20 protein-coding genes and 1 tRNA gene are annotated in these 23,100 nt (G+C 57.4%); 14 read left to right on the top strand and 7 right to left on the bottom strand.

The genetic code is table 11. The annotated features are described in order from the left end of the window. Window position 1: 1 nt before the first annotated feature. On the bottom strand, window positions 2-196 hold the full coding sequence (locus tag WNY39_RS01790; protein ID WP_093914840.1) for a DUF6494 family protein: 195 nt from the start codon (window positions 194-196) through the stop codon (window positions 2-4). Between the two features lie 120 nt (window positions 197-316). After that, entirely contained in the window at window positions 317-2,266 is a 1,950-nt protein-coding gene (locus tag WNY39_RS01785; RefSeq protein WP_342843563.1) for a 4Fe-4S binding protein, read from the bottom strand. A gap of 287 nt (window positions 2,267-2,553) precedes the next feature. Here WNY39_RS01785 and WNY39_RS01780 point away from each other — a divergent pair, with 287 nt between their 5' ends. The 9 genes from WNY39_RS01780 (at window position 2,554) to WNY39_RS01740 (ending at window position 10,533) form a co-directional block, all read left to right on the top strand. Continuing rightward, complete coding sequence (locus tag WNY39_RS01780; RefSeq protein WP_342843561.1) at window positions 2,554-3,120, top strand: DUF3305 domain-containing protein; 567 nt, start codon at window positions 2,554-2,556, stop codon at window positions 3,118-3,120. Then, a complete protein-coding gene (locus WNY39_RS01775) occupies window positions 3,117-3,731 on the top strand; it encodes a DUF3306 domain-containing protein (RefSeq protein ID WP_342843559.1) in 615 nt (204 codons plus the stop codon). Before WNY39_RS01780 ends, WNY39_RS01775 begins: the two co-directional genes overlap by 4 nt. Then, window positions 3,728-4,342 carry a molecular chaperone TorD family protein gene (locus tag WNY39_RS01770; protein ID WP_342843557.1) on the top strand — a complete coding sequence of 205 codons (615 nt, stop codon included), beginning with the start codon at window positions 3,728-3,730 and terminating at the stop codon, window positions 4,340-4,342. Before WNY39_RS01775 ends, WNY39_RS01770 begins: the two co-directional genes overlap by 4 nt. A gap of 54 nt (window positions 4,343-4,396) precedes the next feature. Further along, window positions 4,397-4,588 carry a twin-arginine translocation pathway signal protein gene (locus WNY39_RS01765; RefSeq protein ID WP_341234535.1) on the top strand — a complete coding sequence of 64 codons (192 nt, stop codon included), beginning with the start codon at window positions 4,397-4,399 and terminating at the stop codon, window positions 4,586-4,588. 99 nt (window positions 4,589-4,687) lie between these two features. Further along, window positions 4,688-7,690 carry a formate dehydrogenase subunit alpha gene (locus WNY39_RS01760; protein WP_342843555.1) on the top strand — a complete coding sequence of 1,001 codons (3,003 nt, stop codon included), beginning with the start codon at window positions 4,688-4,690 and terminating at the stop codon, window positions 7,688-7,690. A gap of 12 nt (window positions 7,691-7,702) precedes the next feature. After that, a complete protein-coding gene (gene fdh3B / locus WNY39_RS01755) occupies window positions 7,703-8,296 on the top strand; it encodes a formate dehydrogenase FDH3 subunit beta (protein WP_093914846.1) in 594 nt (197 codons plus the stop codon). A gap of 80 nt (window positions 8,297-8,376) precedes the next feature. Then, window positions 8,377-9,591 (top strand): formate dehydrogenase subunit gamma, encoded by a 1,215-nt coding sequence (locus tag WNY39_RS01750; RefSeq protein WP_342843553.1) that lies wholly within the window; start codon window positions 8,377-8,379, stop codon window positions 9,589-9,591. Window position 9,592: 1 nt separating this feature from the next. After that, the gene (locus tag WNY39_RS01745; protein ID WP_342843551.1) at window positions 9,593-9,724 is read left to right on the top strand and encodes a hypothetical protein; all 132 of its coding nucleotides are present in this window, start codon (window positions 9,593-9,595) and stop codon (window positions 9,722-9,724) included. A gap of 137 nt (window positions 9,725-9,861) precedes the next feature. Then, window positions 9,862-10,533, top strand: a complete 672-nt coding sequence (locus WNY39_RS01740) for a hypothetical protein (protein ID WP_341234531.1) — start codon at window positions 9,862-9,864, stop codon at window positions 10,531-10,533. 121 nt (window positions 10,534-10,654) lie between these two features. Here the strand turns inward: WNY39_RS01740 and WNY39_RS01735 are convergent. The 3 genes from WNY39_RS01735 to speB all read right to left on the bottom strand — a co-directional run bounded on the left by WNY39_RS01735 (window position 10,655) and on the right by speB (window position 14,071). Then, a tRNA-Gly gene (locus WNY39_RS01735) sits at window positions 10,655-10,728 on the bottom strand. Between the two features lie 151 nt (window positions 10,729-10,879). After that, on the bottom strand, window positions 10,880-12,922 hold the full coding sequence (locus WNY39_RS01730; RefSeq protein ID WP_342843548.1) for an ASKHA domain-containing protein: 2,043 nt from the start codon (window positions 12,920-12,922) through the stop codon (window positions 10,880-10,882). Between the two features lie 192 nt (window positions 12,923-13,114). After that, the gene (speB, locus tag WNY39_RS01725; protein WP_342843546.1) at window positions 13,115-14,071 is read right to left on the bottom strand and encodes an agmatinase; all 957 of its coding nucleotides are present in this window, start codon (window positions 14,069-14,071) and stop codon (window positions 13,115-13,117) included. Between the two features lie 149 nt (window positions 14,072-14,220). On the opposite strand from speB, the gene guaB reads away from it, so the two are divergent. Continuing rightward, the gene (gene guaB, locus WNY39_RS01720; protein ID WP_341234528.1) at window positions 14,221-15,669 is read left to right on the top strand and encodes an IMP dehydrogenase; all 1,449 of its coding nucleotides are present in this window, start codon (window positions 14,221-14,223) and stop codon (window positions 15,667-15,669) included. A gap of 81 nt (window positions 15,670-15,750) precedes the next feature. Here the strand turns inward: guaB and ftrA are convergent, their stop codons facing one another. Next, entirely contained in the window at window positions 15,751-16,734 is a 984-nt protein-coding gene (gene ftrA / locus WNY39_RS01715) for a transcriptional regulator FtrA (RefSeq protein WP_342843543.1), read from the bottom strand. Window positions 16,735-16,831: 97 nt separating this feature from the next. Between ftrA and WNY39_RS01710 the strand changes: the two genes are divergently transcribed. The 3 genes from WNY39_RS01710 to WNY39_RS01700 all read left to right on the top strand — a co-directional run bounded on the left by WNY39_RS01710 (window position 16,832) and on the right by WNY39_RS01700 (window position 21,180). Beyond that, window positions 16,832-17,236: a nuclear transport factor 2 family protein gene (locus WNY39_RS01710; RefSeq protein WP_342843541.1), complete on the top strand. Its 405-nt coding sequence runs from the start codon at window positions 16,832-16,834 to the stop codon at window positions 17,234-17,236. Between the two features lie 388 nt (window positions 17,237-17,624). Beyond that, on the top strand, window positions 17,625-18,782 hold the full coding sequence (locus tag WNY39_RS01705; RefSeq protein WP_342843539.1) for an RsmB/NOP family class I SAM-dependent RNA methyltransferase: 1,158 nt from the start codon (window positions 17,625-17,627) through the stop codon (window positions 18,780-18,782). A 133-nt stretch (window positions 18,783-18,915) separates the two neighbouring features. Beyond that, entirely contained in the window at window positions 18,916-21,180 is a 2,265-nt protein-coding gene (locus WNY39_RS01700) for an ATP-binding protein (protein WP_342843538.1), read from the top strand. Here the strand turns inward: WNY39_RS01700 and WNY39_RS01695 are convergent, their stop codons facing one another. After that, window positions 21,181-21,774 carry a gamma-glutamyl kinase gene (locus WNY39_RS01695; protein ID WP_342843536.1) on the bottom strand — a complete coding sequence of 198 codons (594 nt, stop codon included), beginning with the start codon at window positions 21,772-21,774 and terminating at the stop codon, window positions 21,181-21,183. A gap of 206 nt (window positions 21,775-21,980) precedes the next feature. Between WNY39_RS01695 and recA the strand changes: the two genes are divergently transcribed. Further along, window positions 21,981-23,051, top strand: a complete 1,071-nt coding sequence (gene recA, locus WNY39_RS01690; protein WP_341234522.1) for a recombinase RecA — start codon at window positions 21,981-21,983, stop codon at window positions 23,049-23,051. Window positions 23,052-23,100: the final 49 nt, after the last annotated feature.

Genomic DNA, 23,100 nt, shown 5'->3' with positions numbered 1-23,100 from the left:
CTTAGGATTGCCCCTCGATTTTGCCGGTAACGACATGTTCCATGTCCAGCCCGTCGATGGTCAACACCATCTTGGCGTCAAAGCTTTTGCCCGTGGTGTCACCGGCGTTGCGCAGCGCTTCTTCGATGGCTTGTTGGGATGTCACGCCAACCTGTTTCAGGAACTTGCGCATCGACATGTTGAAATCTTCGCTCATTTTCGGGTCTCCGATATCTGGGGCCGCTGTGCGGTCAACCTTGTGGGTTGGTGCGGTTGCGGCAATGGGAAAGGGGTATTTGTTTTTGTAACTGGCGGATCGGGGCGCTGGCTTGCAAAATCAGTGATCCTTGCGCTTTGACAGATAATCATCGGTGGTGCGCGGACGGGGGCGTTCGGCACCTGCAAACGGGTTGTTCTGGGAATGATACTGCGCGTTGATGCGGCAGCCGTCACACATCTGGATCATCCGCGCCGTGTCGGAATTGGCAAACATCGAATGCTTTCCGGCCAGTTTTTCGACGATCTTTTCAACGGTGGATTTAACCCCGAACAGCGTCCCACATTCCACACAGGCAAAGGGTTCTTCTTCGTTCAAGATCACCTGTTGCAGGGCGGTTTCGGTCAGGTTGAACTGCGGCTCGAGCGTGATCGCGTTTTCAGGGCAGATATTGGCACAGAGCCCGCATTGCAGGCAGGCGTCTTCCTGAAAGCGCAGCTGCGGCAGGTCGGAATTATCGCCAAGCGCACCCGACGGGCACAATGACACGCAGGACAGACACAGGGTGCAGGCATCGGTATCGACCAAAACCGCGCCATAAGGGGCATCAATAGGTAGCGTCAGAACCTGTTCATCGGGGTTCAGCGCCTTGGCCGACAAACGCGCGACCTGCCGACGGCTGCCAATGGGCAGGATCGGGTCGGCCGTGGGGGCCATCGGCGCGCGGCTAAACAGATGGTCCGACAGCGCGTCGGGGTCTGCGAAATCCAGCAATGCAGACTGACCAGGCGCTATCGCATCGGCCAGCGCCAGCTGCGGATCAAGGGCGTCGCGTTCGGTTTTATGGCCCAGCAATATATCAACATGGCTGAACCCGCTGGCAAGGGCGGCCAGCATCTCGGCATGGCCAAAGCCTGACAGCGCGCTGACCTCCATCGGGATCACATGGGCGGGCAGGCCGCGACCAAAACGGGCGGCAAGCTGGATCATTTCAGCGCCGTGATCATCATGCACCAAAAGTGCTGCATCCTCGCCACCGGACATGCGATAGTTGCGCGCGAGCGTGCTGATCCGGCGGAACATGTGATCCGGCCCCGGCACGTCATAGGTGATGGCACCGGAGGGGCAAACGGCAGCGCACGCCCCGCAACCGGCACAGATCATCGGATCAATGCTGACGGTTTCGCCCGCAGACAGGATAGCACCCGTGGGACAGACGTTCAGGCAGTTTGAGCAGGCGGGTTGTTCCGCGCGCGAATGGGCGCAAAGCGTCGGTTCCATGCTGATATACAGCGGCTTTTCAAAGGTGCCGACCATCTGGCTCGCCGCCAAGATGGCATCGGCCACGGCGGGCTGGCTGCCCAGGTCCGCGCGCAGATAACCGTCGCGTTTTTCGGGCGCGGGGAACAGCGGCTGGCCCCCGGACAGATCAAGGATCACGTCGCATTGCGACACCGCACCGTCTTGCGGGTCGGTCAGGGCAGGGGTGCCACGGCCCCCAGCAAGGCTTTGTTGGAAATGATCAATGCGAATGTCGAACTGACCCAAGGTGCCGCTTGCACCGCGCAGGGTGCCGATCACGATGTCATAGGCGGGGGTGGGCAGAAATGCACTGCCCGGTGCCAGCAATACCGTCACGGCCAGCGCATCAGACAGTTTTTCAGCCGCCGCAACGGCCGCCTCTTCGTCCCCAAGGATCAAACAGGTGCCTTCGCTGATGATGTCGATTGATTTGGGTGGCGGGGGGGCCAGCATTGCGTCGGCAATCAGCGCGGCCATTTTGGGTGTGGTATCATCGCCATCGGCGGTCCAGCCCGCGCGGTCGCGAATATCGACGCATAGGGGTTCATCGGCGTTCAGCTCTTCGGCCAATGCGGCGAAACGGGGGGCTTCTTGGGCGCAGGCAATGACCACATCACCGGCCGAGATCGCCTTGGCGGCGGTTTCGATCTGCGTGGTGCACAGGCTTGTGTGGCATCCCGAACAGCTCATTCCGGTTGCTTCGCCCAAGGTTTTGAAATCGACCTGCTGTGAGCCGAGGCAATCACAAACCAACAACGTTTTCGTCATGATATCCCCCTGTGCCGATTGTGGATCGTGCTTCAGGTAGTCAGGAAATGGGCGCACAGTAAACCGCAAATCTGGTTTCTGTGCGGGTCGGGGCCTAATGCAGGTGCAGCATCACCCGGGCTGAATAATATTTATGTGCAATCACTTAACCGCATTAACCAGTAATCATTGGTGTCTGTGGATGCCGCATCGCGGCATAACAACCGCGTGAAGGGAAATATCAAAAAAACCTTTGTCGTTTTCCAAGTTTTGCGTCAGCATACGGGCAGCCACACGAGGGGATTTAATTGCCGCGTAGCCACCCAAATTCAGTGACCATCCCTGTTGGTGTCGTTGTCAGACGCACACCGGGGGCTACACGCTGGGCTAAATATGCCTGGACGGTCACGGATATTTTGCCCGGTGCAGCGCAAGCCGATTGGAAGGTCCTAAGGACCGAGGGCGACGTTACCGAATACCACGCGGCCACCCTGCCACTTACCCTATATGTTCCGGATGCCGAGGCCTATGCACATGAATTGCAGGCCCGCGTCCCGTCGATCTATACGGTGCTACGCCCCAATGCAGAAAGCGGCGGCGTGCCGTGGTCCGTCGCCCTTGTGACGGCATCGCCCTACGAGGCACAGGATTACTGCGATTCAGCCGAAGAACTGGTTGAAAAGCTGCCAATGCCCCATGGATTGCGTGCGTTGGTTATCGAATTTGTCGAAAAACACTACGAGGAAGAAGCGTTTGTGAAGCGCCGTCGCAAGAATGCGCGGGTGGATCAGACGGATGATGGCGTGGGCGATTCCCGGATCCGCCAAACCACCGATGTGTACCGCGCCCCGCGCCGCCGCGAGGTGATCAATTGACCGCAGCACTTTCATCATGGTCCCGCAGACGTGCCGCCGTCGCCGCAGAAGAGGCCGCGCTGAAACGCGAAGCCGATGACGCCGTTGTTGCAGAGCAGCAGGCGGAGCTGGCGGAAAAGACCGACGCCGAAATTCTAGAGGAATTGGGCCTGCCCGATCCTGATGCGCTGGTACTGGGCGATAACGTTAAGGCGTTCATGGTTAAGACCGTCCCGCAACATCTGCGCAAACGGGCGTTGCGATCCCTGTGGCGCAGCAATCCTGTATTGGCCTGCGTCGATGGCTTGAACGATTATGACGACGATTACCTAACCGGCAGCACAGGGCAGGGGCCGATCAAGACCGGCTATCAGGTCGGCAAAGGTATGCTGGCACATCTGCTAGAGATGGAACGCCAAGCGGCGGCACCCGCTGAGACCGCGTTGGTGGTGGATGATGACGACGCCGAAGACGACGAAGAGGAAGATGTGCTGCTGGTGGAGGACGAGGTGATCGCCGCCACGGAGGCAGCACCGGTTGATAGCACCCACGTCGAAGAGCCCGAAGAAATCGAACAAACCGCGCCGACCCGTCGCCGCATGCAATTTCATATCGAAGGGCAAAACGCATGAACGTGGCCGCAACATTGCCCGAAGTGATCCAAGAGGACCGCCTGCGCGCGGATCTGTACAACTATCTTGGGGTGATGCTGTCCGGGCCGCCTGATCAGATGTTGCTGGATCAAACCGCAAACCTGGAGGGCGACGAGACCCCATTGGGCCAAGCGATCCAAGGGCTGGCGCGCGTGGCCAAGGTATCGCGGCCGAAATCGGTGCGCACGGAATTCAATGCCTTGTTCATCGGCTTGGGGCGCGGTGAATTACTGCCCTATGCCAGCTATTACCTGACCGGATTTTTGAACGAAAAGCCGTTGGCAAATTTGCGCAAGACCATGGCCAGCCTTGGTATGACCCGCGCCCAAGACGTGTTCGAGCCCGAAGACAACATCGCATCCTTGATGGAGATGATGGCGGGCATGATCGTCGGGCGGTTTGGCCGCGTGGCCACAATCAGCGAACAACAGCAATTCTTTAACGCTCATATCGGCAGTTGGGCGGCGCATTATTTTGCCGATCTGCAAGCTGCCAAATCATCAGTTTTATACGCGTCTGTGGGGGCCGTTGGCGCGGCCTTTATGGATATCGAACGCGAAGCATTCCGCATGATCAAAGCTGAACGGTAATGCGTAACTCTCTGGTGGGGACGCCCGCTGGATAACTCGAAGGGAAGGTACCAAATGACGGACAAGACAAAAGGCGCAAGCCGCCGCGACTTTCTGAAATTTGCAGGCACAGCGGCACCCGTGGCCGCCGCCGCGATTGCAGCGGGTGGGGCAACGGGGGCCGAAGCGCAACCGGCAGACCTGTCATCCGAGACCATGCAGGATACCGCGCACACCCGCGCCTATCTGGAAAGCACACGTTTCTAGTTTCTAATAGCCAACTCAACACCGGCAAACGGCCTGACATGCCACCACGGTGAGCGACGTAGAATTCTCCGGCGGATGCTGGAAAAAGGGAGAAATACCATGCTGAGGAAGAAGACCAACGGGTATACACGCAGATCAGGCCGCGCGCCGATTGTGGTGAACAACGGCAATAGCACCATCGACCGACGCGGGTTTCTGCGCGGATCGGGCCTTGCTATTGGCGGGCTGACGGCCATTGCCGCGACAGGCGGTTCGGTCACCAAAGCGACTGCCCAAACCGCCGCGACCCGCGCGGTTGAAACGGTTAAATCAGTATGCACCCACTGTTCCGTCGGCTGTACCGTGATCGCCGAGGTCGATAATGGCGTCTGGACGGGGCAGGAACCCGGCTGGGACAGCCCGTTCAACCTCGGTGCGCATTGCGCCAAAGGGGCATCGGTTCGCGAACATGCCCATGGCGAACGTCGCTTGAAATATCCGATGAAAAAAGAAGGCGGTCAGTGGGTTCGCCTTAGCTGGGAACAGGCGATCAACGAGATCGGCGACGGCATGATGAAAATCCGCGAGGAAAGCGGGCCGGATTCTGTCTACTGGCTGGGTTCTGCCAAGCATAACAACGAACAAGCCTACCTTTTCCGCAAGTTCGCGGCCTATTGGGGCACCAACAACGTCGACCATCAGGCACGTATCTGCCACTCGACCACGGTTGCGGGTGTGGCAAACACATGGGGCTACGGCGCCATGACCAACAGCTATAACGACATCCACAACAGCAAGGCGATCTTTATCATCGGGGGCAACCCGGCCGAGGCACACCCCGTGTCGCTGCTGCACCTGCTGAAAGCCAAAGAACAAAACAACGCGCCGCTGATCGTATGCGACCCGCGCTTTACCCGCACGGCGGCCCACGCAGACGAATATGTACGCTTCCGGCCCGGATCGGACGTGGCCCTGGTCTGGGGTATCTTGTGGCATATCTTTGAAAACGGATGGGAAGACAAAGAATTCATCCGCACCCGTGTCTGGGGCATGGAAGAGATCAGGACCGAAGTGGCCAAATGGACGCCAGACGAAGTCGAGCGTGTCACCGGTACCCCCGGCACCCAGCTTGAGCGTGTGGCGCGGACCTTGGCCAACAACCGTCCCGGCACCGTGATTTGGTGTATGGGTGGCACCCAGCACACCAATGGTAACAACAACACGCGCGCTTACTGCATCTTGCAGCTGGCCCTTGGCAACATGGGCACCGCAGGCGGCGGCACCAATATTTTCCGCGGCCACGACAACGTGCAGGGCGCGACGGACCTTGGCGTTCTGGCAGATACGCTGCCGGGGTATTACGGCCTTTCCGCAGGGGCTTGGGCACACTGGGCACGGGTCTGGGAAGAAGACCTTGATTACCTCAAGGGCCGGTTCAGCAGCGAAACTGTTGGCGATACGCCGATGATGAACCTGACCGGTATTCCAGTAAGCCGTTGGATTGACGGCGTTTTGGAAGATGCCGAAGACCTTGACCAACCCGACAGCACTCGGGCGATGGTTTTGTGGGGCCATGCGCCAAACTCGCAAACCCGCCAAAAGGAAATGAAGACGGCGATGGAAAAGCTCGACATGCTTGTCGTGGTCGATCCCTATCCGACAGTGTCCGCCGTGCTGCAGGACCGCAGCGACGGGGTCTATCTGTTGCCCGCGTGTACGCAGTTTGAAACGCGCGGCTCTGTGACGGCGTCCAACCGGTCGCTGCAATGGCGCGACAAGGTGGTTGATCCGCTGTTTGAATCGCTGCCCGATCACACGATCATTGCGATGTTTGCCGAGAAATTCGGTTTCCACGACAAAATCTTCCGCAACATTGCCATTGAAGAAGGTGGCGAGCCAAACGTCGAGGACATCACCCGCGAGTTTAACCGCGGCATGTGGACCATCGGCTATACGGGCCAAAGCCCCGAGCGGATGAAAATGCACATGGCCAATCAACACACGTTCGACCGCACGACCTTGCGGGCGAATGGCGGGCCGGCCGATGGCGATTTCTACGGGATGCCATGGCCGTCTTGGGGCACCGCCGAGATGAACCACCCCGGCACCGCGAACCTATATGATATGTCGCTGCCGGTGGCTGAGGGGGGGCTGACCTTCCGCGCCCGTTTCGGTGTGGAACGCAACGGCGAGAACCTGCTGGCCGAGGGCGTATTCTCGGCCGGGTCCGAGATCGAGGACGGTTATCCCGAGTTCACCATGCAAATGCTGCGTGATCTGGGTTGGGATAGCGACCTGACCGACGAAGAACGCGCATCGATCAACTTTGTCGCTGGTTTCCCTGACGGTGATCCAAATATGGGCAACGCGTCCGATGATGGTGGTGCCGCCAACGAAGAAGTCGGTGAAACCTCGCAAACCGGTGAAATTCCATCGGATTACGTTCAAAAGACCGGCGGCGTGAACTGGAAGACCGACCTGTCGGGCGGTATTCAGCGGGTTGCGATTGCCCACGGGTGTGCGCCCTTTGGGAATGCCAAAGCCCGTGCCGTGGTCTGGACCTTCCCTGATCCGGTGCCGATCCACCGCGAGCCGTTGTATTCCAACCGCCGCGATCTGGTGGCCGATTACCCAACCTACGAGGATAAGAAATTCTGGCGGGTGCCCACGATGTACGCCTCGATCCAGGAGAAGGACTTCTCGGAGGATTATCCGATTATCCTGACCTCTGGCCGCTTGGTTGAATACGAGGGTGGGGGCGACGAGACACGTTCAAACCCGTGGCTGGCCGAGCTTCAGCAAGACATGTTCGTCGAGATTAACACACGCGATGCCAACAATCTGGGCGTCCGTGACGGGCAACAAGTCTGGGTCGAAGGCCCCGAAGGCGGTAAGGTCAAAGTGATGGCCATGGTGACTGAGCGGGTCGGCGAAGGCGTGGCGTTCATGCCATTCCACTTCGGTGGGCATCTGGAAGGCGTTGATCTAAGGGATAAATATCCCGAAGGGGCCGATCCGTATGTCTTGGGCGAAAGCGCCAACACCGCGCAAACCTATGGCTATGACAGTGTAACCCAGATGCAAGAGACCAAGGCTACTCTTTGCAAAATCTGGACAGCGTAAGGGAGAGATAAGATGGCTAGAGCAAAATTCCTCTGCGACGCTGAACGCTGCATCGAATGCAACGCCTGCGTCACCGCCTGTAAAAACGAACACGAAGTGCCGTGGGGTATTAACCGCCGCAAGGTTGTCACGATCAACGATGGCAAACCGGGCGAACGGTCGATCTCGGTCGCTTGTATGCACTGCTCGGACGCGCCTTGTATGGCCGTTTGTCCCACCGACTGTTTCTATCAAACAGACGACGGTGTGGTGTTGCACTCGAAAGACCTGTGCATCGGTTGCGGTTATTGCTTTTACGCGTGCCCCTTTGGCGCGCCGCAATACCCCCAAGCGGGCAATTTCGGATCGCGCGGGAAAATGGACAAATGTACCTTCTGTGCCGGTGGCCCCGAAGAAAACAACTCCACCGCCGAATTCCAGAAATACGGGCGCAACCGCATCGCCGAAGGCAAACTGCCGATCTGCGCCGAGATGTGTTCAACCAAGGCGCTGCTTGCCGGTGACGGCGATGTCGTCTCGGGCATCTACCGCGAACGGGTTGTGGCACGGGGCTTTGGCTCTGGCGCATGGGGCTGGGGCACGGCGTACGAACAAAAGGGCGGCTAACTGCCCGTTATGATATGACAATCATAGGGGCGGCCTGTTACGGGACCGCCCCTATTTGGTCAGCCAAAAGGGATATAACGATGCAGCGTTTGATTGCCGCCTTCTTGATTTGTCTGCCTGTGTTGATGGGGGTCGCCGTGCCTTCGGAGGGCTATGCGCAAACCAATGTACCGCCTCAGACCAGCACGGTGGATAGCAACCCCGCCGTATCCAAGCTGGATGATATCTTGCGGCGGCAAGAGGGGCTGAAAACAGCGGACGATGTGATCCGCGCGAACGAGCTTGGCGATCCGGATGCAGCGATGTCCACCACTGACCAGCTGGGCACCCTTGGCGGGGCGTCTGACGCCGATCTGTGGCGCGCCTTCCGCTTTGGCAAGGCTGACATTACCACACAAGCGCGTGTGCCTGCGGCCACGACCCTGATCCAGGACGGCGGCATGTGGTGGCTCGATTTTCGTCGTGGCCCCCTGCAAACCATCGCGATTTACCTGCTGGGCGGCACCTTGCTGGCGCTGGCATTGTTCTATCTGATCCGGGGCCGTATCCGTATTGAGGGCGAAAAAACCGGGCGGACGCTGCTCCGGTTTCAAGCCTTTGAACGCTTTGGCCACTGGATGCTGGCGTCGTCCTTTGTGCTGCTGGGGGTGACAGGCCTGATCTCGTTGTTTGGCCGCACCGTGCTGATCCCCGCCTTCGGTCACGAGGCGTTTTCATCCGTCGCGATTGTCTGCAAATGGGTGCATAACAACGTGTCCTGGGCCTTTATGATCGCGCTGATATTCGTGTTCATCATTTGGGTCGTCCACAATATCCCCGACCGCACAGACCTGCGCTGGCTGGCAAAGGGCGGTGGGCTGATCGGGGGCGGACACCCGCCTGCGAAAAAGTTCAACGCGGGCCAAAAGCTGATCTTCTGGGCGGTGATCCTGCTGGGCGGGTCGATCTCCCTCTCCGGTCTATCCTTGCTTTTCCCGTTTGAATTCAATCTCTTTGGTCATACGTTTTCGTGGCTGAACGGCTTGGGCGCGCCGGGATGGTTCGGGTTTGCCGATCTGCCATACCCGCTGGCCCCGCAGGAAGAGATGCAATACGCCCAACTGTGGCACGCCCTGATCAGCCTGATCCTGACCGCGATTATTTTCGCGCATATCTATCTGGGGTCCATCGGCATGGAAGGCGCGTTTGATGCCATGGGCAAGGGCGAAGTCGAAGAACAATGGGCCCGCGAACATCACAGCATCTGGGCCGAAGAGGTCGCCGGACCAAAACCCGCAGCACGCAAGGAGCCATAACATGAAAGCGTTTCTAATCGCCGTCGTCGCCATGGTTGTCATCGCTGCGGGGGCCTATCAGATTTTAGAGGTCATCAACGTGTCCACGGCCAAAGCGGGCACGTCCTCAGAGAACGTGCGACGCTCTGAGTAGGGGAATTTGCGGCTTAAGGAGGTACATGCCGACTGCGGGCACTCTGACCAGCAAAGCGATCTGATTTCAGAGATATCGGTTCGACTCATCTGCTAGGCCCAGAAAGCTGATTTTAACGTCCCTGAGGAGTGCTCAATATGACGCGATCAGACCTATACAATCTTCGGGAAGATGAAGAGTTCGTATATGTACCAGAAGAATTTTTCAATCTTCTACCGAAGGAGTATCGCGAGGCCGCTGAGGCACGCAAGCAGCAAGGTAAGAAGGTCCTACGGATCGCCGATAACGACATCAAAGGTCTAATTAGGCTTGCGAAAGCAATACCAACAACATCAAGTCTTAGTTATATCTACCACCGTCTAAGAACGGCCGAAATTGAAGTGACGGCAGAGGCACTAATGGAGCAGGAAGTTCTCACAACTGCATTTATTGTGACCTATGCGCGTCTATTCGCAAGCGGAAATGGAGCGGTTAAGCTGTCAAAGACAGATATTCCGGAGCATTTAAGACCCGTTCACCAAGACATTATGGACCTTCGCCACCAAAGATATGCTCACAATGGTACTCATAAAACGATAAATAGTGGTATTGAGTTACATTTTGATGATGATGGGTTCAAGGTAAGCATGCAGATGAGACTTGGGTTCTTTTTCGGTGGTCGAAACGAGTGGGAGGAACTCATAACGTTCATTGATGCGCATATGCATGAAAGCCTTATGAAAATACTCCGTCGCTTAGAGAGAAAAACGGGCTACGAATGGACGTTTCCCGAAGGTCCGAGGCCTGATTGGGTTGGCAACTACGGTTAGAAGTTGGAACCGACATCTAATTTAGAGATCATCAACCCGCGTGCCCATTCCTTCATAAATGAGCACCGTAAATGCGATCTTTCAAGCCTGTGACAAAATCGTTGTAAACTAGATTTCGGCTTGGAGCGGGTAACGAGAATCGAACTCGTAACTAAAGCTTGGGAAGCTGCCGTGATACCTTTTCACCATACCCGCGCGCCGTGGACCTGATTTAGGTCGTGGCGCGCAGAGCGTCAAGTCAGGACTTGCGGGCGGTGAAAAGTTATCTCCGCGGGGATGGCGTGGCCGTCAAATTGCGCGATGGCATCGGTCATGACGGCCAGAATACGGGGCCCTTGTGCGCTGGTTAACCGCGCCGACGGCGCCGCCCGCCGCCCGGACCATCGCCGCCACCACCTGTGTTAAAGGTCGCCGTGGGCAGGGTGACGATGCTGTTCAGGATCGGGAAGGGTTCAACGGCATTCGGGATGGCCGAGGCATTGACGAAATGCTCTTGAAAGCGGGGCTCGATCGCGGTTTCAACCTTGTGGATGTTGCGCACGGTTTCTTCGATCTCGGCACGGCTGGCGCTGTTCAGCAGGGCGATCCGCGCGCCGGTGCCTGCGGCGTTCCCGGCCGATGTGACCTTGTCCAGCGGCGCGTCGGGGATCATCCCCAACACCATCGCATGTTTGGTACTGATATGCGCACCAAAGGCCCCGGCCAGCACGATGCGATCCACCTTGTCGACGCCGAATTTATCCATCAGCAGGCGCGCGCCTGAATACAGCGCGGCCTTGGCCATCTGGATTTCACGGATATCGCGGTTGGTCACGGTGATCTTGGGGCCACCATGGGCGGTGCCGTCATAGACCAGATAGGAATTGGTGCGCCCGTCGGCAAAAACCATGGGCGATCCGGTTTGCTCGGCTGTGCCGATCAGGCCGGGGGCGTCGACGATGCCATGTATGCGCATCTCGGCGACCATCTCGATAATGCCGGACCCGCAGATACCGGTCACACCGCTTGCGCCGATCTCGGCCTCGAACGCGGGATCATCGGACCACAGATCGCTGCCGATCACCTTAAACCGCGCGATTTTGGTCACGGGGTCAATCTCCACCCGCTCAATGGCACCGGGGGCGGCACGTTGCCCGCTGCTGATCTGAGCACCCTCGAATGCGGGGCCGGTGGGCGAGGAACACGCCAGCACTTTCTCGCGGTTACCCAGCAGGATTTCAGCGTTCGTGCCCACATCGACAACCAACACCAGATCGTCGGATTTATCCGGTGCCTCTGACAGCGCGACGGCGGCGGCATCGGCCCCCACATGGCCCGCAATACAGGGCAGGAAGTAAATCCGCGCCGAGGGGTGAATGGTCAGGTCCAGCTCGACCGCGCGCATGCGCAGCGCGTTGGATGTGGCCAAGGCGAAGGGGGCCTGTCCCAGCTCGAACGGATCAATGCCCAAAAACAGGTGGTGCATGACGGGGTTGCAGACGAAAACAGCATCCACGATCAGGCCCTTATCCACGCCGCCCTCGGCGCAAATCTCATCGAACAGGGTGTTCATGCCGGCGCGCACCGCGCGGGTCATCTCATCCGCGCCGCCTTCGTTCATCATGGAGTAGCTGACCCGGCTCATCAAATCTTCGCCAAAGCGGATTTGCGGGTTCATCACGCCTGATGATGCAACGACCTCTCCGGTCTGCAAGTTGCACAGATGCGCCGCAATGGTGGTGGAGCCCAAATCGACGGCAAGCCCGTAAACCGTACCCTCATAGAATCCCGGCCACAGATGCATGATACGCGGCGGGTTTTCATCATCACCCAGATGCACGGCCACGGTCACTTTCCAATCGCCCTTGCGCAAAATCTTTTGCATCACCTGCAATATCTGCAGATCCGCCTTTACGTTCTCCAGCTCCCATTGGTCCTTTAGCGCGGCGCAAAGCCGCTCCAGATCGCCTGACGGGTCATGCATGTCGGGTTCCTGCACCTCGACGTAAAACAGCTTGGTTGACGGGTTCAGCACGATGTCACGCGCCTCGGCCCGTTTGCGTACCACTTGCTTGTGCACCTGGCTTTCGGCGGGCACGTCAATGACGACATCGCCCATTACCTGCGCCTGACAGCCAAGGCGACGCCCGTCGATCAGGCCGCGCTTGTCCTTATAGCGTTGCTCGACGCTGTTCCATTCACTCAGCGCATCATCCTGCACGGTCACACCATGCTTGGAAAACTTGCCAAAACCCGGCGTCACCTGACATTTCGAACAAATGCCGCGCCCGCCACAGACCGAATCCAGATCAACGCCCAATTGACGCGCCGCCGTCAGAATGGGGGTGCCTTTGGGAAAATGCCCGCGCTTGCCCGAAGGCGTGAATACCACCAGTGGATCGTTGCTCATCAAATCAGTCCTCAAAACCTTTGCCGCAACATAGCGAAGGCTGCGCCGGGCGAAAGCCAAGATACGTCATATCATGCCGCTTCCACGTCCATCTTCTCTGGCTTTTAAATATCCTTGGGGGTCGACCCAAAGGGTCGCCACTTATTCGTGGCGCGCCTTTGGCGCGACGGGCAGCGCCCCAAGGCATCAACCTCAAGCACCACGCGCGTTAAAGATGAAGCCCAGAAAGTTCAACAACAGCTGCGCGGCCAGAATGGATGTCGATCCCGTGGGGTCATAATCCGGCGCGACCTCGACCAAATCGATCCCCACAATCTCGTGGCGTTTGGCGGCGGCCTGTAGCAGCTCCAACACCTCGTAATACAAGAAACCACCATGGGACGGCGTGCCGGTGCCCGGCGCAATCGACGGGCAAAACGCATCAATATCGATCGTCACATATAGCCGCGCGCCTTCGGGTACATGGGCCAACACGCCCATGGTCCCCATCTTGCGCGCTTGGCGGACCGATATGATATCAGACCCCATCGCGCGGGCATCATCATAGCCTTCGCGCGCGGTCGAGCTGACATTGCGGATGCCGACCTGCGTCAAGCCGGTGACATAATCCTGTTCTGCCGCGCGGCGCATGGGGTTGCCATGGCCATGACGCACGCCGTGGCGTTCGTCGACGAAATCCAGATGCGCGTCGATCTGCAAAATATGAATGTCGCCCTGACCGTCAAACGCGCGGATGCAAGGAATGTTGATCGAATGATCGCCACCAATCACGACGGGCAGGGCTCCGGCATCTAAAATCGCCCGCACGCCGGTCTCAATATTGGCGTGGCTTTGTTCGGTGTCGGTATGCACGATGTCGGCGTCGCCAATATCGACGATGTTCACATCGCCGGGCAGGTACACCGCGTCGTCTTCATGATCATAGGCCCCCGCGTGGCCAAAGCTGAACAGGGTCGATGCCTCGCGCACGCCGCGCGGGCCAAACCGCGCCCCTGCACGCCATTGCGTGCCTGCATCATACGGTGCCCCCAGAATGGCGACATCAGCATCCAATGCCGCCCAATCAGGCTGATAGGGCCGTTTGCCAAAGGTCGAAATGCCCACAAAGGGCAGATCCAGCCTGCCGCCCTCATATCCGTGATTGGCCATCGTAATGCTCCCCTTAATACCCGCTCAGCACAGCTTTGACCGAGCTTTGCGTTTTTGCAATGGCGCTGCGTGGCAAATGGCCCTTTCCAATTGGTGCAATCCATGAAATAGGAAACCGCCAAATGAACCCATGCAAGCCGAGGTGCAAAATGGAGATTCGTGAGGCTCTGACCTTTGATGATGTACTACTGGTGCCAGCGGCATCAAGCGTGTTGCCTTCGACGGCTGACACACGCACCCATGTGACCAAATCGATCGCTTTGAACATCCCGCTGCTCAGCTCGGCGATGGACACGGTGACCGAAGGGCGCATGGCGATTGCCATGGCCCAAGCGGGCGGCATGGGGGTGGTTCACCGCAACCTGACCATCGCCGAACAGGCCGAAGAGGTCCGCCGCGTCAAACGCTTTGAAAGCGGGATCGTCTATAACCCGATCACCCTGCGCGCCAATCAAACCCTCGCCGATGCCAAGGCATTGCAGCAACGCTATAACGTCACAGGTTTTCCGGTGGTGGATGAAATGGGCCGGGTCGTGGGCATTGTGACCAACCGCGATATGCGCTTTGCCCGGGCGGATGATACGCCGGTGCATCTGATGATGACCGTGGATAATCTAGCCATTTTGCACGAACCCGCCGACCGGGAAGAAGCGATCAGCCTGATGAAGGCCCGCCGGATCGAAAAGCTGCTGGTCACGGATGATCAGGGCAAGCTGACCGGTCTGCTGACCCTCAAAGACACCGAACAGGCGGTTCTGAACCCCACAGCCTGCAAGGATGAGTTGGGCCGCCTGCGCGTGGCCGCAGCGACCACCACAGGCGATGCCGGGTTTGAACGGTCTCAAGCGCTTGTCGATGCAGGCGTGGATATGATCGTTATCGACACGGCGCATGGGCATTCCGAAGGGGTGGCCATCGCGGTCGAGCGCGCCAAAAAGCTCAGCAACGAAGTACAAGTTGTGGCAGGCAACGTGGCGACTGGCGAAGCGACACGTGCCTTGATCGGTGCGGGTGCGGATGCGGTTAAGGTGGGCATTGGTCCGGGGTCGATCTGTACCACGCGGATGGTGGCAGGGGTTGGCGTTCCACAACTGACAGCCATCATGGATTGCGCAAAAGCGGCGGGCGATATTCCGGTGATCGCCGATGGCGGCATCAAATTCTCGGGTGATTTTGCCAAGGCCATCGCGGCGGGCGCGTCTTGCGCCATGGTCGGATCGATGATCGCAGGCACCGACGAATCCCCCGGCGATGTCATTCTTTATCAAGGGCGTAGCTTCAAAAGCTATCGTGGTATGGGGTCGCTTGGCGCAATGGCCAGCGGCTCTGCTGACCGGTATTTCCAGAAAGATGCGGCCAGCGACAAACTGGTCCCCGAAGGGATCGAGGGTCAAGTGGCCTATAAAGGCTCCGCAGCGGCCGTGGTCCATCAAATGGTCGGCGGCTTGCGCGCGGCAATGGGCTATACCGGATGCGCAACGGTCGACGAAATGCGCAAGAACTGCTCGTTCGTTAAGATTACCGGCGCAGGTCTGAAAGAAAGCCATGTGCACGACGTACAGATTACGCGAGAGTCTCCGAACTACCGCGTCGGGTAAAGCCATATTTTGTTGATGTTCTAAAGGGCCGTGGCGCGAAATCGCCCGGCCCTTTCTTGCGCGCGACAGGCCCCATTTAGCCTAACCCGCTGGCGCTCCAAGGCGTTCTCGATAGCGGATAGGGGGGACGCCCATGGTTTTGCGGAATTCACGGCGGAAGGTTTCGGCAGAGCCAAACCCGCAGCTTTCCCAAACATCGGACAGTGGAATTGCACCATTCTCAAGCAACTCTGCTGCGCGGGTGACACGTTCCAGCTTGAGCCAGTTTAGCGGAGTCGTGCCAGCCTCTTCATGAAAGCGCCGCGCCAATGTGCGCCCGCTGGTGGCGGCGACGCTGGCCATGCGTTCAATCGGCCATTCTTCGTCAATCGATGCCCTGATGCGATCTTGCAGTGCCGACAGACCTGACCCAACGCGGGCCTTTGGTTCCGGTCGGGGCACAAATTGTCGCTGACCGCCGTCCCGTTGTGCAGGCAAAACCAGCCGCCGTGCGACAGAGGCGGCCACCTGTGCGCCAAAGTCCTGCCGGATAATGTGCAGCCCCAGATCCAGCCCCGCCGCCGACCCGGCAGAGGTAAACACACGTTCACCCTCAACAAACAACACGTCCGGATCGACGCTGATGTTGGGGTATCTCTCGGCCAGCTTTTCCGTATAGCGCCAATGGGTTGTTGCCGTTTTCCCGTCCAGCAAGCCCGCCGCTGCCAGAACAAAGACCCCCGAACAGATCGACGCCACACGTGCCCCACGGGCGTAGGCATCGCGCAAGGCTGAACACAGCTCCTCTGGCACGGGGGTATCTGCGCCGCGCCATCCGGGCACGATAATCAGGCTGGCGTCTTGCAAAAGGCTTAGATCGTCTTGGGCGTCTATTGTGATGCCGCCGACCGCGCGGATGGGGCCGGGTTCTGCTTTGACGGTCGCAAACCTGTACCAATTGTCAAATTCGGGGCGGGGCAGGGCGAAGAGTTCAACCGCGATGCCGAATCCAAAGGTGCACAACCCGTCATAGGCAATGGCGCAGACCAAGGGGTGTTTTTCGGGAAAAGTGGCAAATTTTGTCATGTTGGCGGAATCCGACCGTATATTGTCAATAATGCCAGTATCGGGATTTATCAGCAACTGGCAAGTCTTGTTCATCACTTTGACATGGAGACTGACAATGACCATCCAAACAGACCTTCTGGCCGCAATCGAAACCTATTTCGACGCGATCCACGACTGCGACACCGATAAATTGAACGCGGTATTCCACCCTCAATCCAGCTTGTTTGACGCTGATAACGGTACGGTTTTTGTTGAACCGATCGACAGTTTCAGCCGCGATGTTGCCGGGCGTGTATCGCCCGCAAGTAAGGGGCAATCGCGCGAGGCAGAGGTTCTGTTGATCGACTTTTTGTCGCCCCTCAGTGCGACCGTCAAAATCCGGATACGCGCCCATCAAAGTGTCTTTGTCGATCACCTTGGCTTTGTTCTTGGGGCGGACGGATGGCAAATCGTATCCAAGATTTGGCACCTCGAAAGCACGGTTGAGCCCAAGGGCGTGACGCAAGACGCCGCTGCCTGATCGCGCCCTGCAACACACTGAATATAAACATAAAGGAATATGAGAAGAGCAAAATGAACACAGTCGGATGGTTCGATATCTACGTTGATGATCCTTTTGCCTCACCACGGCAAGTCTGCTTCACCACTGTAAGCCCAGAAACCAATGCGGATGCGGTAAGCGGTAAAAGACCTTGACGACGAATGCTGGCGGTCGGTACAGCCCTATGTGTACGCAGACCTGCAAAGTCAGCTGATGCGCACCGCAAGTATGATCGGTAAAATTGGATTGCATCGACCACATGGCATCACCGTGACGGTCGTGCCGATCCTGCGGCAGCGTCCGAAGTTACAAAACAGCATTGCCTGATAAGGTACTGCTTTGAAAGGCAATTAAACGTGGCACTTACATGACCCCCGGCGCACGCGTCGCAGCAGCGATTGAAATTTTGAACACCATGTTTGACGGTCTTCCGGTCGAACAAGCGCTGACCCGTTGGGGCCGCGGCAATCGCTTTGCCGGGTCCAAGGATCGCGCGGCAATTCGCGATCACGTGTTTGATGTGCTGCGTCAGCGTCGGACCGCTGCCCATCTGGGCGGGGGGCAGACAGGGCGTGCCCTCATGATTGGTCTGTTGCGTGCGCAAGATGCTGACCTTGATGGTCTTTTCAACGGGGTGGGGCATGCGCCTCAGCCCCTAACCGAGGCAGAGCATGAACCCTCGGCCGAGGCTGATGAGGCAACGCTGTGGAACTTGCCAGACTGGATTATTCCGCAGTTCAAAGCATCGCTTGAGGGCCGCGCTAAGACCGTGGCCCTGGCGCTTCAGGCGCGCGCGCCGATCACGCTGCGGGTCAATACGGCCAAAACCACGCCAAGCGCCGCAGCGGCAGCATTGGCAGCGCAAGGTGTAGAGACGCGGGCCAACCCGCTGGCTGGAACCGCACTGACGGTGACGGCCGGTGAGCGTAAAATTCGTAACTCTGACAGCTATTTAGACGGGGCGGTTGAACTGCAGGATGCATCCAGCCAAGCCGTTGTCACCGCCATGCCAAATGGTGGCCGGGTACTGGATTACTGCGCGGGCGGTGGTGGAAAATCACTGGCGCTGGCTGTTGATCCGGCAACGGAAGTCACCGCCCATGACATTGACCCCCGGCGCATGCAGGATCTGCCAGCCCGTGCTGCGCGTGCTGGCCGTTCCATTCGCCAGATTGAAACGGATGATTTGAAAAATGAAACGCCTTTCGATGTGGTTCTATGCGACGCGCCATGTTCCGGCAGCGGGGCATGGCGGCGCTCGCCCGAAGGGAAATGGACCCTATCTGCCACGCGACTTCAAGAGTTGACCGCCATACAGGACAGTGTTTTGGACGATGCAACGGCGTTGACCGCCCCGAACGGATGTTTGGTTTATGCGACATGTTCGGTGCTAACCTGTGAAAATGAAGATCGGATTAACGCGTTCCTCCAGCGTCATCCTGATTGGTCCGTCGGATTTCAAAGACGGTTTGATGTAAATGACGATGGCGACGGATTCTTTACAGCGCACTTGAGGCGAAACTAGAACTGTGTATTATCAACCTATGCGTGTTTTTCGGGTTGTCATGAGCACATTCACACTACCTTAACCTTACTGCACGTAGATCGATTGCAAGTTCTATGTGGCGGGAGGGCCGTTTTTGTCAAAGCCGAACAGCGTGGCACAAGTTAGGCGCAAGCGGTTGCTGATCGTTGTTTTCGCTGCGATTGCTGCGGCTATTGCGGCGCAGGTGTCGCAAAACCATTCCCTGAGCGTTGTTTTTATGGCGGCTGCTGGTGCTTTTTTAAGTGTCGCTGCAATTGGTTTTGTTGCCGACGTCGTGTCGGTTAACCGGCGCGGCAAGGATCAGCGGGCGATCGTTGATTTTATCGCCAATGACGCCAGCCCAAGTGTATTTGCCACCGACGACGGGGTGGTGACGGCGCAAAACTTGGCCGCTGCGGCGCTTTGCAAGGTTAAACCGGCCAAAACCGTGACGTCATTTCTGTCAAGTCAATTCGCGAACCCGTCGGCCATTGTGTTCCGTCTGCAAGATCGCGCTGCGAAAAACGGTGCGGCGCGCGAGGATATCGTGACGCGGTCCGGCCATGTGCGTCTTTCTTTGCACCGGGTTGCTGACGGGTTTTTGTGGCGGGTGGAAACCATTCAGGAAAAAGGCCCCGCGCGGTCGCGTGATTATGAACAATCCTTGCCGATGATGATGGTCGGCCGGTCCGGTGCCGTGTTGTTCATGAACGAAGCGTCTCGGGGGCTTATTGGCAGCCGGGTCAAGACGCTGGACCGTGTGTTCAAAACATTGCCGGTGGCCCATGGCGATCTGGCCGAAGTCATGACCGCCGATGGCGAAATGACCATGTTGATCGGAGAGCTTGAGGCAGGAGCGGGGCGTAAGGCCTTGTATTTATTGCCTGCCCATGCGCCGCGGTCACAGGATGCGGAATGGCGCGGCTTTCATGAATTGCCCATCCCATTGATCAAGATCGCGCCAAATGGTGCAGTGTTGTCGTATAATCAGATGGCCGCAAATCTGGTCGGGCCGGGGTTGCAGCCTGACGCGCTTTTGGCGACGCTGATGGAAGGGTTGGGGCGGTCCATCAATGACTGGCTGACCGAAACGCTCGACGGGAAATTGCTGCAAAAATCCGAATTCTTGCGCCTAAAACGGGATGACCGAGAGGCATTCGTTCAGGTCACGTTAAGCCTTGTGACGGATCAGGGGGTGCCTGCATTAATTGCCGTTTTGAATGATGCCACGCAGTTAAAAACGCTCGAGGCGCAATTCGTGCAAAGCCAGAAAATGCAGGCGATCGGGCAATTGGCCGGCGGCGTTGCGCATGATTTCAACAACCTTCTGACCGCGATTTCTGGTCACTGCGACCTTTTGCTGTTGCGCCATGACCAAGGCGATCCGGATTATAGCGATCTGATCCAAATTAACCAAAATACCAACCGCGCGGCCGCGTTGGTGGGGCAATTGCTGGCCTTTTCCCGCAAGCAGACGCTGCGGCCGGAAACGCTGGATCTGCGCGATACGTTGGCCGATTTGACGCATCTGTTGAACAGGCTTGTGGGGGAAAAGGTGACCCTAAGCCTAAGCCACGATCCGGTACTAAAGCCCATACGCGCCGATAAAAGGCAGCTGGAACAGGTTCTTATGAACCTGGTCGTTAATGCGCGCGACGCGATGCAAGACGGCGGAGAGATCAAGATCACGACCGAATGCTTGGACCTGAACGCGCCGCTTTCGCGCGACCGTGTGACCGTGCCGCCGGGCCAATATGTAACCTTGCAAGTTGCCGACGAAGGCGTGGGCATACCCGAGGATAAACTACAAAAGGTGTTTGAGCCGTTTTACACGACGAAACGCACGGGCGAGGGGACGGGTCTGGGGCTGTCCACGGCCTATGGGATCATCAAGCAATCAGGCGGTTTTATCTTTATTGATAGCACCGTCGGCGTCGGAACGGTCTTTACGCTTTATTTTCCTGTGTTAACAAGAACCATGACACAGACCCCGGATAAAACGGTCGCCCCAGCAGCGACGGCCACGAATTTCGACGATGGTATTATTTTGCTGGTCGAAGATGAAGCGCCGGTTCGGGCCTTTGCGAGCCGCGCCTTGCGGATGCGGGGTTACACGGTGCTTGAAGCCGAATCTGCGGAAATGGCGCTAAAAACCCTTGAGGATGAGACATTGAATGTCGATGTGTTCGTCACGGATGTGATCATGCCGGGGATGGACGGGCCAAGTTGGGTGCGTGAGGCGCTGAAAGACCGGCCAGGCGTGCCCGTCGTGTTCGTTTCAGGCTATGCGGAGGATAGTTTTGGCGCGGAACAAACCGCCATCCCAAATTCTGTTTTCCTGCCCAAGCCGTTCTCTCTGACTGATCTGACGAATACCGTCCACAGCCAGATGCGCTGATCAGGGAATGGAATCGTATAGCGCAAACTCCTCGTGAAATTTGCGGCGAAACCGTTGTTCCACGTCGGGTGACAAGGTTAATTCCATCTGGGGCGACACATTTTCTCGTTTAAGATCAAAGGTGACACCGAGCCGGTCAGATAGAAACGCCTGCAACCTGGCCTGATCTTCATATCTGAAATAATGGGTAATGTGCGTGCCGTTGGGCTGTGCAGCCATAAAATTTAGCTGGCTGCCCACATCTGCGAACCCAGGTTTTTTGCCCTTCATATAGGCCAAGATAAACTCGTCAAAGCTGATGTCGAAAGTGGCGTTTGGTTTGCCCTGCATAAAGGGCCGCTGGCGATAGCGATACCAACTGCCCAGCCAGCTGATCGGCTCGCGCATGACGGCCATCAGCTCCATCTCGGCGTCGCATACCTTTAAAAACATTGGCCGAATGAATCGGTTGTATCGATAGACGGGCGCATGTTTCAGCATCGGTGGTTCCGAAATAACCATATCCGCCCGCGGGGCCAAAGCGGTCTCATAAGCGGTGGACCCCGTCTTGGGGACCGATAAAAAAGCAAGCCGTTCTTTAAAGAAAACAAGCATATAGACGATATCCCACGTTTAGTTCCTACGGCCCGGCCATTGTAAATCTGATGTTAATCACTTCGGATAAAAGATGGAATATGAAACAAATAGATTGAAATGTTCTGCTTTTGGTCTCATATGGAACATATAAAGAACAAAACCCGATTGGCGCATGCAGCGATTGCGGCTTCGACACCACTGTGACAGTAAAGGGATACCCTCAAATGGCAACGGCAGATCTTTTGACAATGGACAACAAGAAACAAGCTGAAAAGCAAAAAGCCCTTGATAGCGCGCTGGCACAGATTGAACGCCAGTTCGGCAAGGGGTCGATCATGAAACTGGGTGCCGAAGGTGCCATTCAGGACATTAAATCCAGCTCGACCGGCTCTCTTGGTCTTGATATCGCGCTTGGCATTGGCGGCCTGCCGATGGGCCGGATCATCGAGGTTTACGGTCCTGAAAGCTCGGGCAAGACCACGTTGACGCTGCATTGCGTTGCTGAGCAGCAAAAGCAGGGTGGCGTCTGTGCGTTCGTCGATGCGGAGCACGCGCTTGATCCGCAATACGCCAAAAAACTTGGCGTCGACATTGATGAATTGCTGATCTCTCAGCCGGACACTGGCGAGCAAGCGCTTGAAATCGTTGATACTTTGGTGCGTTCAGGCGCTGTTAACATGGTTGTTGTCGATTCGGTTGCAGCGCTCACACCGAAATCCGAGCTCGAAGGCGACATGGGCGACAGCTCCGTCGGGGTTCAGGCGCGGTTGATGTCGCAAGCGATGCGGAAACTGACCGGCTCGATCTCTCGGTCGAACTGCATGGTGATCTTTATTAACCAAATCCGGATGAAGATTGGCGTGATGTTCGGCTCCCCCGAGACGACATCAGGCGGCAACGCGCTGAAATTCTACTCCTCTGTGCGGCTTGATATTCGCCGGATCGGCGCGCTTAAGGATCGTGACGAGGTGGTCGGGAACGCCACACGGGTCAAGGTCGTAAAAAACAAGGTCGCAGCGCCGTTCAAACAAGTTGAATTCGACATCATGTATGGCGAAGGCATCTCGAAAATGGGCGAGCTTTTGGACCTCGGCGTCAAGGCTGGCGTGGTTGATAAATCGGGATCATGGTTCAGCTATGGCGACGAACGGATCGGGCAGGGGCGTGAAAATGCCAAAACCTTCCTGAAAGAAAACGAGGCCATGGCGATGGAGATCGAAGACAAAATCCGCGCTGCCCATGGGCTTGATTTCGATGGATCCGAAAAAGACGATATCGATATTCTCGAGGCGTAAGCCGGTTTTGAATAGCAATTACGGGGCGTGCCACTGGGCGCGCCCTTTT

The sequence above is a fragment of the Sulfitobacter sp. AS59 genome, assembly GCF_038899995.1.
In the GTDB taxonomy this organism is placed as follows: Bacteria; Pseudomonadota; Alphaproteobacteria; order Rhodobacterales; family Rhodobacteraceae; genus Sulfitobacter.
This window is presented reverse-complemented; position numbering and strand designations above follow the sequence as displayed.